This window comes from Paraburkholderia agricolaris, assembly GCF_009455635.1.
In the GTDB taxonomy this organism is placed as follows: Bacteria; Pseudomonadota; Gammaproteobacteria; order Burkholderiales; family Burkholderiaceae; genus Paraburkholderia; species Paraburkholderia agricolaris.
Genome location: NZ_QPER01000001.1, coordinates 1,331,725 through 1,346,228, shown reverse-complemented (window position 1 = coordinate 1,346,228; position 14,504 = coordinate 1,331,725). Strand labels below are relative to the sequence as shown.

At 62.0% G+C, this 14,504-nt stretch carries 11 protein-coding genes; 8 read left to right on the top strand and 3 right to left on the bottom strand.

All coding sequences use genetic code 11. The features are described 5' to 3' along the window. The first annotated feature begins 4 nt into the window (after positions 1-4). The 3 genes from GH665_RS06085 (at position 5) to GH665_RS06075 (ending at position 4,140) form a co-directional block, all read left to right on the top strand. Entirely contained in the window at positions 5-1,603 is a 1,599-nt protein-coding gene (locus tag GH665_RS06085) for a 3,4-dehydroadipyl-CoA semialdehyde dehydrogenase (protein WP_153135088.1), read from the top strand. A gap of 108 nt (positions 1,604-1,711) precedes the next feature. Beyond that, positions 1,712-3,301: a benzoate-CoA ligase family protein gene (locus GH665_RS06080; protein ID WP_153135087.1), complete on the top strand. Its 1,590-nt coding sequence runs from the start codon at positions 1,712-1,714 to the stop codon at positions 3,299-3,301. An 8-nt stretch (positions 3,302-3,309) separates the two neighbouring features. Continuing rightward, positions 3,310-4,140, top strand: coding sequence for an alpha/beta fold hydrolase (locus GH665_RS06075; RefSeq protein WP_153135086.1), 831 nt, complete (start codon positions 3,310-3,312; stop codon positions 4,138-4,140). 48 nt (positions 4,141-4,188) lie between these two features. On the opposite strand, the gene GH665_RS06070 is transcribed toward GH665_RS06075, so the two are convergent. From GH665_RS06070 to GH665_RS06060, 3 genes are all read right to left on the bottom strand, one after another. After that, a complete protein-coding gene (locus GH665_RS06070; protein WP_028200401.1) occupies positions 4,189-5,559 on the bottom strand; it encodes a GntT/GntP/DsdX family permease in 1,371 nt (456 codons plus the stop codon). 80 nt (positions 5,560-5,639) lie between these two features. Then, positions 5,640-6,758, bottom strand: a complete 1,119-nt coding sequence (locus tag GH665_RS06065) for a porin (protein WP_153135085.1) — start codon at positions 6,756-6,758, stop codon at positions 5,640-5,642. Between the two features lie 157 nt (positions 6,759-6,915). Further along, a complete protein-coding gene (locus GH665_RS06060) occupies positions 6,916-8,118 on the bottom strand; it encodes an aminotransferase class V-fold PLP-dependent enzyme (protein ID WP_153135084.1) in 1,203 nt (400 codons plus the stop codon). Between the two features lie 118 nt (positions 8,119-8,236). Here GH665_RS06060 and GH665_RS06055 point away from each other — a divergent pair, with 118 nt between their 5' ends. The 5 genes from GH665_RS06055 to GH665_RS06035 all read left to right on the top strand — a co-directional run bounded on the left by GH665_RS06055 (position 8,237) and on the right by GH665_RS06035 (position 14,495). Beyond that, entirely contained in the window at positions 8,237-9,100 is an 864-nt protein-coding gene (locus GH665_RS06055) for an IclR family transcriptional regulator (protein WP_153135083.1), read from the top strand. A 124-nt stretch (positions 9,101-9,224) separates the two neighbouring features. Further along, positions 9,225-9,686 (top strand): RidA family protein, encoded by a 462-nt coding sequence (locus tag GH665_RS06050; protein WP_028200405.1) that lies wholly within the window; start codon positions 9,225-9,227, stop codon positions 9,684-9,686. A 137-nt stretch (positions 9,687-9,823) separates the two neighbouring features. Next, a complete protein-coding gene (locus tag GH665_RS06045; RefSeq protein ID WP_153135082.1) occupies positions 9,824-10,150 on the top strand; it encodes a hypothetical protein in 327 nt (108 codons plus the stop codon). Between the two features lie 81 nt (positions 10,151-10,231). Then, on the top strand, positions 10,232-12,343 hold the full coding sequence (locus GH665_RS06040; RefSeq protein WP_153135081.1) for a phosphocholine-specific phospholipase C: 2,112 nt from the start codon (positions 10,232-10,234) through the stop codon (positions 12,341-12,343). A 352-nt stretch (positions 12,344-12,695) separates the two neighbouring features. Then, positions 12,696-14,495 carry a methyl-accepting chemotaxis protein gene (locus GH665_RS06035; RefSeq protein ID WP_153135080.1) on the top strand — a complete coding sequence of 600 codons (1,800 nt, stop codon included), beginning with the start codon at positions 12,696-12,698 and terminating at the stop codon, positions 14,493-14,495. The last annotated feature ends 9 nt before the right edge of the window (positions 14,496-14,504 follow it).

The following is a 14,504-nucleotide window of genomic DNA, read 5'->3' as shown; positions in this document are numbered from 1 at the left end:
CGCCATGACCGAACTATTGAATAACTACGTTGCAGGCCAATGGGTCGCGGGCAGCGGCGACGGCATCACATTGACCGACCCGGTCACCGGCGAAGCGCTCGTGCGCGTCTCGAGCCAGGGCCTCGATCTCACCCATGCATTCGCTTTCGCGCGTGAAGAAGGCGGCGCCGCCTTGCGCGCGCTGACCTATGCGCAGCGCGCCGCCCGCCTCGCCGAAATCGTCAAACTGCTGCAGACGAAACGCGACGACTACTATGCGATCGCAACCGCGAACTCGGGCACCACGCGCAATGATTCGGCAGTCGACATCGACGGCGGCATCTTCACGCTGTCGTACTACGCGAAACTCGGCGCCTCGCTCGGCGACGTGCATGCGCTGCGCGACGGCAACGCCGTATCGCTGAGCAAGGACCAATCGTTCAGCGTGCAGCATGTGCTCACGCCGACACGTGGTGTCGCGCTCTTTATCAACGCGTTCAATTTCCCGTCGTGGGGTTTGTGGGAGAAGGCAGCGCCGGCTCTGCTATCCGGCGTGCCGGTGATCATCAAGCCCGCCACGGCGACAGCATGGCTTACACAACGAATGGTTGCCGATGTGATCGACGCGGGCATTCTTCCGCCCGGCGCGCTATCCGTTATCTGCGGCAGTTCCGCGGGTCTGCTCGAGCAGATTCAGGCCTTCGACGTGGTGTCGTTCACCGGCTCAGCGCAAACCGCTGCAACCTTGCGTGCGCATCCGGCTTTCGTCGAACGCGGCGCACGGCTGAATGTCGAGGCCGACAGTCTTAACAGCGCGATTCTCTGTGCCGATGCGACACCCGATACCCTCGCCTTCGAACTGTTCATCAAGGAAGTGGTGCGGGAAATGACCGTGAAGTCCGGTCAGAAATGCACGGCGATCCGGCGTGCGTTCGTGCCGGAAGCATCGCTCGAAGCGGTGCTCGAAGCACTCAAAGCAAAGCTCGCGAAAATCACGGTAGGCAATCCGCGCAACGAGGCCGTGCGAATGGGCTCGCTCGTAAGCCGCGAGCAACGCGACAACGTGCTGGCCGGCATCGCCGCGTTGCGCGAGGAAGCGGTGCTCGCGTACGACGGCTCGGCGACACCCTTTATCGATGCCGATGCAGCGATTTCGGCTTGCGTCGGACCTCATCTGTTCGTGGTCAACGATCCCGATAGCGCGACGCTGCTGCATGACGTCGAAGTGTTTGGACCGGTCGCAACCGTGGCGCCGTATCGCGTCGCTTCGGCAGCAAGCGGAACTCTCCCGGAAGCGCACGCAATCGCACTCGCGCGACGCGGCCAGGGCTCGCTTGTCGCTTCGATCTATGCGAACGACGACGCCCATCCTGGCAAGCTCGCACTGGAACTCGCCGATTCGCATGGACGTGTCCACGCGATCTCGCCCGCGGTTCAACAGAGCCAGACCGGCCACGGCAACGTGATGCCGATGTCGCTGCATGGTGGACCGGGCCGCGCGGGTGGCGGCGAAGAACTCGGCGGCCTGCGTGCCTTGGGTTTCTACCACAGGCGCTCGGCGGTTCAGGCAGCGGGCGCCGCACTCGACGCATTGACGCAAGCCACGCATTTGCCCGCGGCATAGCGCGCACAAGTCAGGCACGAAGCAAGGAAGGAAGCAATCACACAGTAAGCATCGCGTGGATCATGAGCACATAACCGCCGGACCGCCCCCACCCGTTGGAGGAGACATATGGAAGCCCTGCTGGAACCGGCTGCGCGTCAGCCCGCCGTGACGGCCGAACCGCCGCCCGCGGTATTCAATTTCGCGGCCTACCTGTTTCGATTGAATCAATCGCGCGCCGGCAAGACCGCTTATATCGACGACACCGGCATCATCACCTACGGCGAACTCGAGGACCGGGCCCGGCGTTTCGCGAGCGCATTGCGCACGCTCGGCGTGCATCCGGAAGAGCGCGTGCTGCTGGTGATGCTCGATACCGTCGAACTGCCGATCGCGTTTCTCGGCGCGCTCTATGCGGGCGTGGTCCCGGTCGTTGCGAACACGCTGCTCACCGCTGCCGACTACGTGTATATGCTGACGCACAGTCACGCGCGCGCCGTGATCGCGTCGGGCGCGTTGCTGCCGACTGTCATTCAGGCGCTCGATACGGCCGAACACGACGGTTGCCAGTTGATCGTCTCACAGCCCGAGAGCGAATCCTTAGCCACACCATGCCTCAAAGATCTGATCGACGTGGCTGCTCCGGCTAGCAAAGGATGCACGACCGGTTGCGACGATATCGCGTTCTGGCTGTACTCGTCAGGCTCGACCGGTAAGCCGAAAGGCACGGTCCACACGCATGCGAATCTGTACTGGACCGCTGAGTTGTACGCAAAACCGGTTCTCGGCATCGTTGAAAGCGACGTGGTTTTCTCCGCGGCCAAATTGTTCTTCGCGTACGGTCTGGGCAACGGCCTCACATTCCCGCTCTCGGTCGGCGCCACGGCCGTGCTGATGGCCGAGCGCCCCACCGCGGATGCGATTTTCACACGCCTCGTGCGGTATCGCCCGAGCGTTTTCTACGGCGTGCCGACGCTCTACGCCAGCATGCTCGTCTCGCCCAACCTGCCCGCACGTGCCGACGTCGCGATGCGCGTATGCACGTCCGCGGGCGAAGCCTTGCCGCGCGAAATCGGTGAGCGTTTTACCGCCCACTTCGGCTGCGAGATTCTTGACGGCATCGGCTCGACCGAGATGCTGCATATCTTCCTGTCGAATCGCGCGGGGGCTGTCGAATACGGCACCACGGGCCGCCCTGTGCCCGGCTATGAAGTTGAACTGCGTGACGAAGCCGGTCTTGCCGTGCCCGACGGCGAAGTCGGTGACCTGTATATCAAAGGACCGAGCGCCGCACTCATGTACTGGAGCAATCGCGAGAAATCGCGTGCCACGTTCCTCGGCGAGTGGATTCGAAGCGGCGACAAATACCGCCGGCTTGCGAACGGCTGCTACGTATATGCGGGCCGTAGCGACGACATGCTGAAAGTGAGCGGCCAGTATGTCTCGCCCGTCGAAGTGGAAATGGTTCTGATGCAGCACAACGCCGTGCTGGAAGCGGCCGTGGTTGGCGTCGATCACGGTGGCCTCGTCAAGACTCGCGCGTTCGTGGTGTTGAAGCGTGAATTCGTGCCGTCTGAGATACTCGCGGATGAATTGAAGGCTTTCGTCAAGGAACGGCTCGCGCCGCATAAGTACCCGCGCGATATCCTGTTCGTCGACGATTTGCCGAAAACCGCTACCGGCAAGATTCAACGCTTCAAATTGCGCGAACAGTCATAAGGTGATCCATGCAGAACCCCTTAACCGCGACCTCGGCCAGCAACTTTGCGGAACTGGCCGCCACGCCATCGCATGGGTCGTTGCGCATCGAGTACCGTTGGGTGAATCAGGCCGCAGCCCATGCACCCATCGCCGTATTCCTGCATGAAGGACTTGGATCGATTGCGATGTGGCGCGACTGGCCGCAAGCCTTGTGCGAGCGGCTCGGCATGCGTGGCCTCGTCTATTCCCGGCCCGGTTATGGCTTGTCCACACCGCGCGTGCAGGAGATCAAATGGCCGGTCGATTTCATGACCGCGCAGGCGCGCGATATCCTGCCCGCATTATTCGATGCGCTCGATATCGGCGCGCAGGAACGCAAACGCATGTGGTTGATCGGTCATAGCGACGGCGGCTCGATCACGCTGCTCTATGCGGCGCTGCACCCGGATGAATTGGCCGGCGCGGTTGCCATCGCCCCGCATGTATTCGTCGAAGACATTTCGGTGGAGAGCATCGCGCAAACCAGACAGCTTTACGAAACCACGGATCTGCGCGGCAAGCTCAGCCGCTATCATGCCGATGTCGATTCCGCGTTCTATGGCTGGAACGATATCTGGTTGAATCCGGCGTTCAGGGAATGGCGCATTGTCGATGAACTGGATTCGATCAAGCAGCCTCTGCTCGCGGTACAAGGCCACGACGACAACTACGGCACGATGGCCCAGATCGATACGATTGGCGAGCGCGTGCCGCATGCGCAACTGATGAAGCTCGATGCCTGCGGACACTCGCCGCATCGCGACGCGCCGGACGCGCTGAATGATGCGATTGCGGCCTTTATCTCGCGGCAGCGCTGAACAGAATCGCGGCGCGTCCTCAAGACGCGCCGCGACAAGACTCCCCGTTCAAATCACGGTCGAAAGGCCCAACGTCAACACCAACGCCGTCACCGAAATAATCGTTTCGCAGACGGTCCACGTCTTGAAGGTTTGCGGCACTGTCATGCCGAAGTACTCCTTCACGAGCCAGAAACCGCCGTCGTTCACGTGCGACAGGATCAGCGAACCTGCACCCGTGGCCAGCACCAGCAACTCGGGCCGCACACCGCCCACCGTACCCGCCGCCGCTGCGGCAATCGGTGCGATGATGCCGGCCGCTGTCGCCATTGCGACAGTTGCCGAACCGGTCGCCACGCGAATCAACGCCGCCACCAGCCACGCGAGAATCAGCAGCGGCACGTGCGCGCCTGTCGCGACATCGACGATCGCCTTCGATGCGCCACTGTCGATCAGGATGCGTCCGAAACCCGCGCCCGCTCCCACCACCAGCGTGATACTCGCGGTCGGCGCAAGACACTCGTTGGTGAACTTGAGAATCTGCTCACGGTTAAAGCCGCGCGACTTGCCGAACGTGTAGAAGCTCAACAGCACGGCCAGCAACAGCGCCATATCCGGATGGCCGATCAGACGCAGTGCATTGTTCAACGACGATTTGGCCGGCACGATCAGATCGGCCCAGCTGCCGACCAGCATCAACAACACCGGCAACAGTACCGTCAGCAGCGTGATGCCGAAACCCGGCAGTTCCTGCTGCGAGCGCTTCGCATCCTGTTCGATGAACTGCTGCGCCATCGGATTGACGCCGTCCAGCACGACAAAACGCGCGATCAGTCTGGAGAACAGCGGACCCGCAACGGCAGCGGTCGGAATGCCGACGATCAATGCGTAGAAAATCGTATGACCGATATCCGCGTTGTACGCCGTGACCGCGAGCAGCGCAGCCGGGTGCGGCGGAATCAGACCGTGCACGACGGACAAACCCGCCACCATCGGAATACCGACGCGTATCATCGACGTGCCGGTTCGCTGCGCCACGTTGAACGCGATCGGAATCAGCAGCACGAAACCGACTTCGAAAAACACCGGCAGACCGACGAGGAACGCGATGCACATCATCGCCCAATGCACATTCTTCGGCCCGAACAGGTCGATCAGCGTACGCGCGATACGCTCCGCGCCGCCCGACTCGGCCATCATCTTGCCGAGCATCGTACCGAGCCCGACCACGATGGCAATGTGGCCGAGCGTGCCACCCACACCGGTTTCGAACGACTTGAGAATCGACGTCGCCGGCATGCCGACGGCAAGCGCCAACGCTACCGACACCATCATCAACGTGATGAACGGATTCATCTTGAAGCGCGCGATCAGCACGACCAGCGCGATGATGGCAATCAATGCATAGACGAGTAACAGACTTCCTTGAACGGTCGCCATAGGTGCTCCTGAAGAGATAGATCCGCGCCGCGGCTTCCGTTAAGCGGAATGTTGTATGAGCAGCGGCGCGGGCGGCGGACTTAGAACTTGTGGCGGATGCCGGCGACGGTCACGAACTGGCCGTTGTTGCTCGACGGATTCGAAATGCCTTCGACCCATGCGTGCGAACCGGAGCCACGTTGGTAGATGCCGTTCAGGTAGAGGTCGGTGGTCTTCGATAGGAAGTACTCGCCGCCCAGGCTCAACTGGTTGTAGTGCGCATTGGTGGCCGTGGTGCCGCTGGCGTTCTGCGTCGTGTAGATATAACCCAGCGCGAGCAGCGCGGCCGGTGTGAGCTGATACTTCACCGCGGCTTCATAGTTGGCGAAATGCAGGCTGCCGCCGTTGAGCAACTGGAATTGCGAGTTCGTGTATAGCAGCAGGACGGTTGCCGGGCCGAACACGTACGAGCCGCCCGCGCCCCACACCTGGTTGCGCTGTACGCCGCTAATGATCGACGAGCCGGTGCCGTAGTAGTTGTCCGACGGCGCCGCGCCCGCGGTATTGCTAGCCGGCTGATTGACCAGCGAGTAGGCCGCGTCGAGATGCAGCGGACCATTCACGTAGTCGGCGCCGACGCTCCATGCACGATTGTTGGCGAACTGGCCCGCCGTATTCGAGAACGCGTACATTGCGTTCGCGGTAAACCCTGCATAGGTCGGCGTGGTGTACTTGATCGCGTTATCGGTGCGGTACGTATTGTTGATATCGTCGTTGTCGTAGATCGCGTTGCCGTACTGACTCATCGCGCCAATGCCATTGATCTGCATGTTCGACAGATAGTCCTGCACGCTGTTGTACTGACGGCCGAGCGTGATCGTACCCGCCGTGTTGTTGGAGAGCGCCACCCATGCGCTACGGCCGAACATGCGGCCGCCCTGACCGGATGCGCCACTCTCCAGGCTAAAGCCGTTCTCGAGCTTGAACATGACCTTGTTGCCGCCGCCCAGATCTTCGGTGCCGAGCAGGCCCCAGCGCGAGCCCTGCACATTGCCCTGGGTCGCCTGATACGCCTTCTCGCCCTTCTGGTTATTGGTGAAGGTAAAGCCAGCATCGACGATGCCGTACAGCGTTACGCTGCTTTGCGCGTGGGCTGCCTGTGCAGCAAGTCCGGCGGCAGCGAAGGCAATGGCTGTGCGAAGAATCTGTTTGTGCTTCATGGTTTCCTCAAGTCGAAAGAGAGACAAATGCCGGTTACACAACGATGTTCCAGCTATATAAGTAGTACTTAGCAGGCAAGTCAAAGCGACACCGGGTCGCGATCCGGTGCTACGGTCAAACAACGGTCATCGATGAATCGATATGGGCCGGGGAAAATCAGTCAGGCCAGTTCCGGCGCGCGGCAATGCGGCGTGCGTCGCGCAGATAGAACGGTGTGACGACCGGTTCAGGCGACTGCCGCGCGCGCTCGAGTTCGGCGGTAAGCCGCGCCAGTACGATCTGCTCCTCGCCCGGATGCAGATTGCACGGATCGAGGAAAAAGAAATGCAGTTCGGCTTCGTGATCGCGCACGATCACCGGCACCTGGCCTTCGGGCGGCCGCGCGAGCGCATCGGCGAGATCCCACGCGGTAATGCGAGCTTGCGCGGGATCGATATGCAGTTTCAGGCGGTCGAGCGGATTGCCGGTCGGGTCGGCATCGATTTCCGCCCATACACCGTCGCAGCGATTTAAGGTTTCACGCCACAGCGTGAGGTAGCCGCGTTCGCGGGCGCGAACCGCGACAGGGTCGCGCCGCTGCCATTGTTCGAGCGCGGCGATTGCGCCCACGATACCCTCCTTGCCGACCTTCATGCCGCGGCCAATACCGCCATTCTGGAAATAGGCGGCACGTACCAGCGCTTTCTTGCCCGCGACAATACCCGCGGTCAGTCCACCGAGAAATTTGTGCGCCGAGTAGAGCGCGAAATCAGCGCCTGCTGCAATGAAACGCTTGAGGTCGTATTCGGAAGCCGCGTCGACGATCACGGGCACGCCCTTCGCATGCGCGACGGCAATGAATTCTTCGAGCGGGATCATGCCGAATTGCACCGTATGATGCGAAACCACATAAAGCGCCGCGGCGGTGCGTTCAGTGATGGCGGTATTCAGTTGATAGCCGTGCGCCTCGGTCGACGCCCCCACCGGCACGACCCGCGCGCCGGACAGACGGATCGCCTGGTCCACCGGTGCGCCATAATTGACGAGGTGGCCGGTTTGAATCACAACTTCATTGCGCGGCATGGCGCTCGTGTCGGGTAGCCGTTCGATCAGGCCGGGGTCGTCGCCCGTCATGATCGCGGCGATGGAAAGCGTGATCGCCGCCGAGCACGACGCGGTGATATAGCCGGCTTCGCTACCGCATGCAGCGGCAATCGCCGCCGAGGCGCGACGCTGCAGATCGTCGATCTCGACGAATTGCGGCAGCACTTGTGCCACCGCGTCGATCACCGGTGCACTGACACTGGACGCGCCAAGACTCGTCATCGTGCCCGAAGCATTGATGACAGGGCGTAAGCCAAAGCGAGAGCGAATGTCCATGAAGCGCCTCCAACCCGGTATTTCTTAATTATGGAATATATGTTGTAATTGCGGATCAGTCTAGCATACAATCGACCTGCGTCAACTGGACAAAAACATCTCGCGTCAGAGGAGCACGATGGCTCGCACGTCCCGACCTTCCGCGTCTGAAGCAGTACCCGCCGACACCGCAACCCAGGCTGGAAGCCGGGAAGAAAGCGCGGTGCCGCGCACCCGCACCAGCGCGATCGATCGCGCCGTGCAGATTCTCGACGCGCTCCAGCAAGCGAACCGGCCGGCCACCGCGTATGAAGTCGCGCGCATGGTCGGCGCGCCACTCTCCACCGTGTATTCGATCATCAACGATCTGGTCGAGAAGAACCTGTTGGCCCGGCGCATGGACGGCACGATCTGGCTCGGCTCGCGTCTGTATGGTTATGGTTTGACGTACGCGAGCTCGCTCGACTACCTTGCGGTCGCTCACGAAGAAATGCAGCGGCTCTCGGCGGAAGTCGAAGAGACCGTGCAGGTGTGCGGACTCGAAGACGGCATGATGGTCGTGCAGCAAATGGCCGAAGGTCCCGGGCATTTTCGGGTGACTTCGCGAGTAGGCAGCCGCGTGCCGCTCAACTGGACCGCGTCCGGCCGTTTGCTGGTCGGGCATCTGCCGGATGCCGAACGGGTCACCTTCTTCGCACAGCACGCGCAAAGCTCGCCGACCGGCCGCGCGGAAACCCGGCCGCAAGTGCTCGCGCAGATTGCGCGCGAAGCGTTGGAGGCACGACTGTCGATTCAGATCGGCGAATCGGATGCGTCCGTGGCATGTCTCGCGGCGCCCGTGCTCGATAACACCGGCGCGTGCGTCTTCACGATTTCCATCGTGATGCCCGAGGCAAAAGCCGCGCTCGGCACCGAGCGTTTCGCGCAAGCCGTGCAGGCAGTGGCCGCCCGCATCGAAGCGCGTCTCGGCTGGCGGCATCGCGAGCAGGAACCGGCGGCGTAATGCATCCGTAAGACCTCAACGTCCGCGATACAACGCGACGCAACACAACGCAAAAAGCCCGAAAGCCCACTGCAGCGTGCAACGCTAACTCCTTAACAGACCGCTCACCATCACGTCCCCATCGATGAACTGCTACGACCGGCTGCACACGCGCGGCCTCAAGCTCCCGCAAGTGCCGACGCCGATCGGCAATTTCACGCACTGCACACGCGAGGGGAATCTGCTGTTTCTGTCCGGCCAGGGTCCGCTCGACGAAACCGGCTCACTGATGACCGGCAAGGTCGGCACGACCGTCAGCGCGGACGAAGCGTACCGCCACGCGCAAATGGTCGGCCTGAATCTGCTCGCCGTGCTGCATAACGAACTGGGCGATTTGCGGCGCGTGAAGCGCGTGGTCAAGCTGCTGGGCATGGTCAACGCCGCGCCGGATTTCACCGAGCATCCGCGCGTAATCAACGGTTGCTCGGATCTGTTCGTCGATGTATTCGGCGATGCCGGTCGGCATTCACGCTCGGCGGTCGGGGTCGGCTCGCTGCCCGGCAATATCACGGTCGAGATCGAGGCGATTGTCGCAATTCAGGATTGACGGCCGCCCAATTCTCAACAAATACCCAAATTTCCACATCTTCACAAAAGTTACACAGGTCAGCGACTATGCTTGCGCATCGCTGACCTGGGCACGTGGATGCCCCGGTGCATCCTCCCCGTGCCGGAGACATTGCCATGTCTATTGTGTCGAAGCCCTCCTTTGCCTTCTGTCGCAAACGTTTGGCAGGCGCACTGGCCGCCGTGTCGTTCTGCATGTTGCTCGGCGCCTGCGGCAACGACGACGACAAAACCGCGGACACCCAGTCGGTTAGCTCTACCGATAGTTCCACCGGAGACAGCAACAGCTCCGCGGTTCTGTCGGCAAATCCTTCCTCCGTCGCACCCGCGAGCACCGCAGTAACGATTCAAACCCCTGCACTACCCGCATCAAGCGCCGACCCGGCATTGTCCGCCGCCGCGTCGACGCCGCTCGTCACACCTGTCATTCACACCGTAGATTGAGTTTCGCGCGCCACGCTTTGCGCGGGCGAAGCTCGCGTGTTGCGTGCATCGTTCCTTCACCGAAGATCGAAAGCCAAAACCATGACCTCAAAAAATCGCCGTGATTTTCTGCGCTCCGCCGCGCACGCCGCCGGTTCTGCGACCGCGCTGAGCATGCTGCCGCTGGGCATTCGCAACGCCCTTGCGATTCCCGCCAACAACAAGACCGGCAGCATCCGCGACGTCGAGCATATCGTCGTGCTGATGCAGGAAAACCGCTCGTTCGACCACTACTTCGGCACGCTCAAAGGCGTACGCGGTTTCGGCGACACGCGCGCAATCAACCTGCCCAACGGCAAGCCGGTGTGGTATCAGCCGCTCGCCGCGGACCTCGGCTATGTGTTGCCGTTCCGCCCCACCGCGCCGAACCTTGGACTGCAATTCCTGCAAGACCTCGCACACGACTGGACCAGCACGCACGCCGCATGGAACGGCGGGCGCTACGATCAATGGGTGCCCTCCAAGGGCACCACGACGATGGCCTACCTCACGCGCGACGACATTCCGTTTCACTACCAGCTCGCCGACGCCTTCACGATCTGCGACGCGTACCACTGCTCGCTGATGGGCCCTACCGACCCGAACCGCTACTACATGTGGAGCGGCTGGGTCGGCAACGACGGCAGCGGCGGCGGCCCGGTGATCAACAATGCAGAGGCCGGCTACGGCTGGTCCACCTATCCGGAAGTCCTGCAGAACGCCGGCATCACGTGGAAGATCTATCAGGACATCGGGACGGGGCTCAACGCAAACGGCTCATGGGGCTGGACCCAAAACCCGTACATTGGCAATTACGGCGACAACTCGCTGCTCTACTTCAATCAGTACCGCAACGCGCAGCCGGGCAACCCGCTGTACGACAACGCCCGCACGGGCACGAACGCGGCGAACGGCGACGGCTACTTCGACATCCTCAAACGCGATGTGCAGAACAACGCCCTGCCGCAAGTCTCGTGGATTGTCGCGCCGGAAGCGTATTCCGAGCACCCGAACTGGCCGTCGAACTACGGTGCGTGGTACATCGATCAGGTCTTGCAGATTCTCACGTCGAATCCCGAGGTGTGGAGCAAGACGGTGCTGCTGATCAACTACGACGAGAACGACGGCTTCTTCGATCACATGGCGCCGCCGTTCGCGCCGGCATCGAGTGCAAACGGTTTGTCGACCGTCGACACCAGCAATGAAAACTATGCGGGCAGCGGCAGCACGCCTGCCGGTCCGTACGGGCTCGGGCCGCGCGTGCCGATGCTGGTGGTCTCGCCGTGGTCGAAAGGCGGCTACGTGTGTTCTGAACTGTTCGATCACACCTCGGTGATCCGTTTTATCGAAAAGCGCTTCGGCCAGCATCACAATCTCGGTGAATCGAACATCACGCCGTGGCGCCGTGCGGTGTGCGGCGACCTGATGTCGGCGTTCAACTTCAGCACCCCGAACGATGCGTTCCCGACGCTGCCGAGCACGAGCGGTTATGTGCCGCCCGATCAGAACCGGCATCCGGACTACGTGCCGTTGCCGCCGCTCGTGCAGGCCGTACCGAAGCAGGAACCCGGCGTGCGCCCGGCTCGCGCGTTGCCGTACGAACTGTTCGTGCGCGTGCATGGCGAAGGTTCGGCGAACCAGTTGACGATGCGTTTCGTCAACTCGGGCCACGCGGGCGCCGTGTTTCTCGTCTATGCCGCGAATGGACTCGCCGCACCGCTTACGTACACTGTCGAAGCGGGCAAGCGGCTTCAAGATCACTTGCCGGTGAATCCCGACGGCACTTACGACTACACGGTCTACGGTCCGAACGGTTTTCTGCGCCGCTTCGCGGGCAAGCCGGTCGCGAGAAGCTGGTGGAACGGTTCCGATATCGCGCGGCCGGAAGTGGCTGAAGGCTACGACGTCGCGAACGGCAACCTGCAATTGCGGCTGGAGAATGTGGGCAGCGCGCGCTGCCAGTTCACCATCGTCAACGCCTATGACACCGGCAACGTGGTCAAGCATTCTGTACGCGGCGGCGATACCGAACAGTTGTACCTCGATCTGCGCAACGCCTACGGCTGGTACGACCTGACGATCACTGTCGATACCGACCCGTCGTTCACGCGGCGCTTCGCCGGACACGTGGAAACCGGCAGAAGCAGCATGAGCGATCCGGCGCTGGGGAGCTAGGGTTCAACTCAGCTTCAATTTTCAATTCAGCCCATGAACGAAGCGGTCGCTGCGATAAAAAGCAGCGGCCGTTTTTTTTGAGTATTCGTGTCATCACACATACCCGATATATTCAGACGAATATAACGCTTCCAGCCCGTTACCAAGGGTAGTGTTTCGGTAACCATTGAAAACCGCCACTGGCGCGAAAAAATGTGGAGCATCGCGGCGCGCCGCCGCACGCGGTGTTACCGGCGGCCGTCATAAATCGAAAGTTTTGCCCGCTCAAGTCCCCGCTGCCCAGGCCGTATACAGCATCTGAGGCCACCGCCTCACCGACTACGGCTCACTGCTTACTCCGAAAACTCCCGACATGTTCTCCTCCATTCGCGCGCGCATCGTCGCCCTGTGCGTCGCCATCGTTGTGGTCGCGCTCGCGGCCAACACCGTTCTCAACTATGTCGTCGCCAACTCGTATAACGCCGAGGCAATCGAAAGCAGTTTGAATGCTGTCGAAAGCGGACATGCAGACGGTATCGAGGACTGGATCGCCTCCAATAGCCAGATGATCAACTCGTTGCAGGACGCCGTGTTGCAACCTGATCCGTCCGCCGCGTTAAAGCAGATCGCCGCTGCGGGAAAGTTCTCCAATGTGTACGTCGGCTACGCGGACAAGACCGCCAAGTTCTCCGACCCGACCGGCATTCCGCCCGACTACGATCCGACCGGCCGCCCGTGGTACAAGCAGGCCGCGGCAGCCGGCAAACCGGTGGTGACGCCACCGTATGTCGACGTGGGTACCGGCAAGCTGGTGGTCGCGTTCGCCGTGCCGGCGGTGCGCGACGGCGTGGTGAAAGGTGTCGTGTCCGGCGACGTCGCGATGGACAGCGTGATTGCCAACGTCAAGGCGATTCACCCGACACCCGCGAGCTTCGGCATGCTGATCGACACGAGCGGCCATATCGTTGCGCACCCGGACGCGAAGCTGACCCTGAAACCGGTCACGGACCTGGCGCCCGCGCTCACAGGCGACAAACTAACCGCACTCTTCAGCGCCGATCACCCCATCGAAGTCGACGTGAGCGGCAGCACGAAGCTGCTGCGCGCTCAGGCCATTCCCGGCACCGACTGGTATGCGGTCGTCGCACTCGACAAAGCGGAAGCGACGGCAGGCATGCGATCGCTGCTGACGGCTTCGATCATCGCGCTGATCGTGATTGCCGTCATTGCCGCCGCGATCGTGGCCGCGGTCACCGCCGTGTCGTTCCAGCGGCTTTCGAAAGTACGCGATGCAATGGACGCAATCGGCTCGGGCGAAGGCGATCTGACTCAACGTCTGCCCGCCACCGGCAATGACGAGGTCACGCAGATCGCACGCGCGTTCAATACCTTCATCGACAAACTCAGCCACGTGATGCGCCAGATTCGCGATGCCAGCGAATCGGTGCGCGTTGCCGCAAATGAAATCGCCGCGGGCAACGTCGACCTGTCGGGCCGCACCGAATCCGCTGCGGCCAGCCTGCAGCAGACCGCTGCGTCGATGGAAGAAATCACCTCGACGGTCACGCAATCGGCGAGCGCCGCGAAGCAGGCCGACGACACCGCCGTGTGCGCGTCGCAGGTCGCTTCGCGCGGCGGCGTGGTGATCTCCGACGTGATTACGACGATGGGCGAGATCGAACAAGCGTCGGTGAAAATCTCCGACATCATCGGCGTCATCGACGGCATCGCGTTCCAGACCAACATCCTCGCGTTGAACGCGGCGGTGGAAGCGGCGCGCGCCGGCGAACAGGGTCGCGGCTTCGCGGTGGTGGCCGGCGAAGTGCGCAGCCTCGCGCAACGCAGCGCGCAGGCCGCCAAGGAGATCAAGGCGCTGATCGAATCGACGGTGGCGAGTGTGAGCTCCGGCTCAGGCCAGGTCCGTCAGGCCGGCGCGACGATGACGGAGATCGTCAGCAACGTGGCCAACGTGACAACCATCATTTCCGAAATCACCCAGGCGGCCAACGAACAAACGCGCGGGATTCAGGAAGTCAACCGCGCGGTCAGCCAGCTCGACGAAATGGTTCAGCAGAATGCCGCACTGGTCGAGGAATCGACAGCGGCCGCCACCGCGTTGCAAAGCCAGGCCGTGAGTCTTGCCGGCGCCGTCGCGCAATTCAAGCTGGACTAAGGTGTATCC

Coding starts and splice junctions, on each gene's coding strand:
- GH665_RS06085 (WP_153135088.1), top strand. CDS start 5: ATGACCGAACTATTGAATAACTACGTTGCAGGCCAATGGGTCGCGGGC.
- GH665_RS06045 (WP_153135082.1), top strand. CDS start 9,824: ATGTCTATTGTGTCGAAGCCCTCCTTTGCCTTCTGTCGCAAACGTTTG.
- GH665_RS06050 (WP_028200405.1), top strand. CDS start 9,225: ATGAACTGCTACGACCGGCTGCACACGCGCGGCCTCAAGCTCCCGCAA.
- GH665_RS06040 (WP_153135081.1), top strand. CDS start 10,232: ATGACCTCAAAAAATCGCCGTGATTTTCTGCGCTCCGCCGCGCACGCC.
- GH665_RS06035 (WP_153135080.1), top strand. CDS start 12,696: ATGTTCTCCTCCATTCGCGCGCGCATCGTCGCCCTGTGCGTCGCCATC.
- GH665_RS06055 (WP_153135083.1), top strand. CDS start 8,237: ATGGCTCGCACGTCCCGACCTTCCGCGTCTGAAGCAGTACCCGCCGAC.
- GH665_RS06060 (WP_153135084.1), bottom strand. CDS start 8,118: ATGGACATTCGCTCTCGCTTTGGCTTACGCCCTGTCATCAATGCTTCG.
- GH665_RS06065 (WP_153135085.1), bottom strand. CDS start 6,758: ATGAAGCACAAACAGATTCTTCGCACAGCCATTGCCTTCGCTGCCGCC.
- GH665_RS06080 (WP_153135087.1), top strand. CDS start 1,712: ATGGAAGCCCTGCTGGAACCGGCTGCGCGTCAGCCCGCCGTGACGGCC.
- GH665_RS06075 (WP_153135086.1), top strand. CDS start 3,310: ATGCAGAACCCCTTAACCGCGACCTCGGCCAGCAACTTTGCGGAACTG.
- GH665_RS06070 (WP_028200401.1), bottom strand. CDS start 5,559: ATGGCGACCGTTCAAGGAAGTCTGTTACTCGTCTATGCATTGATTGCC.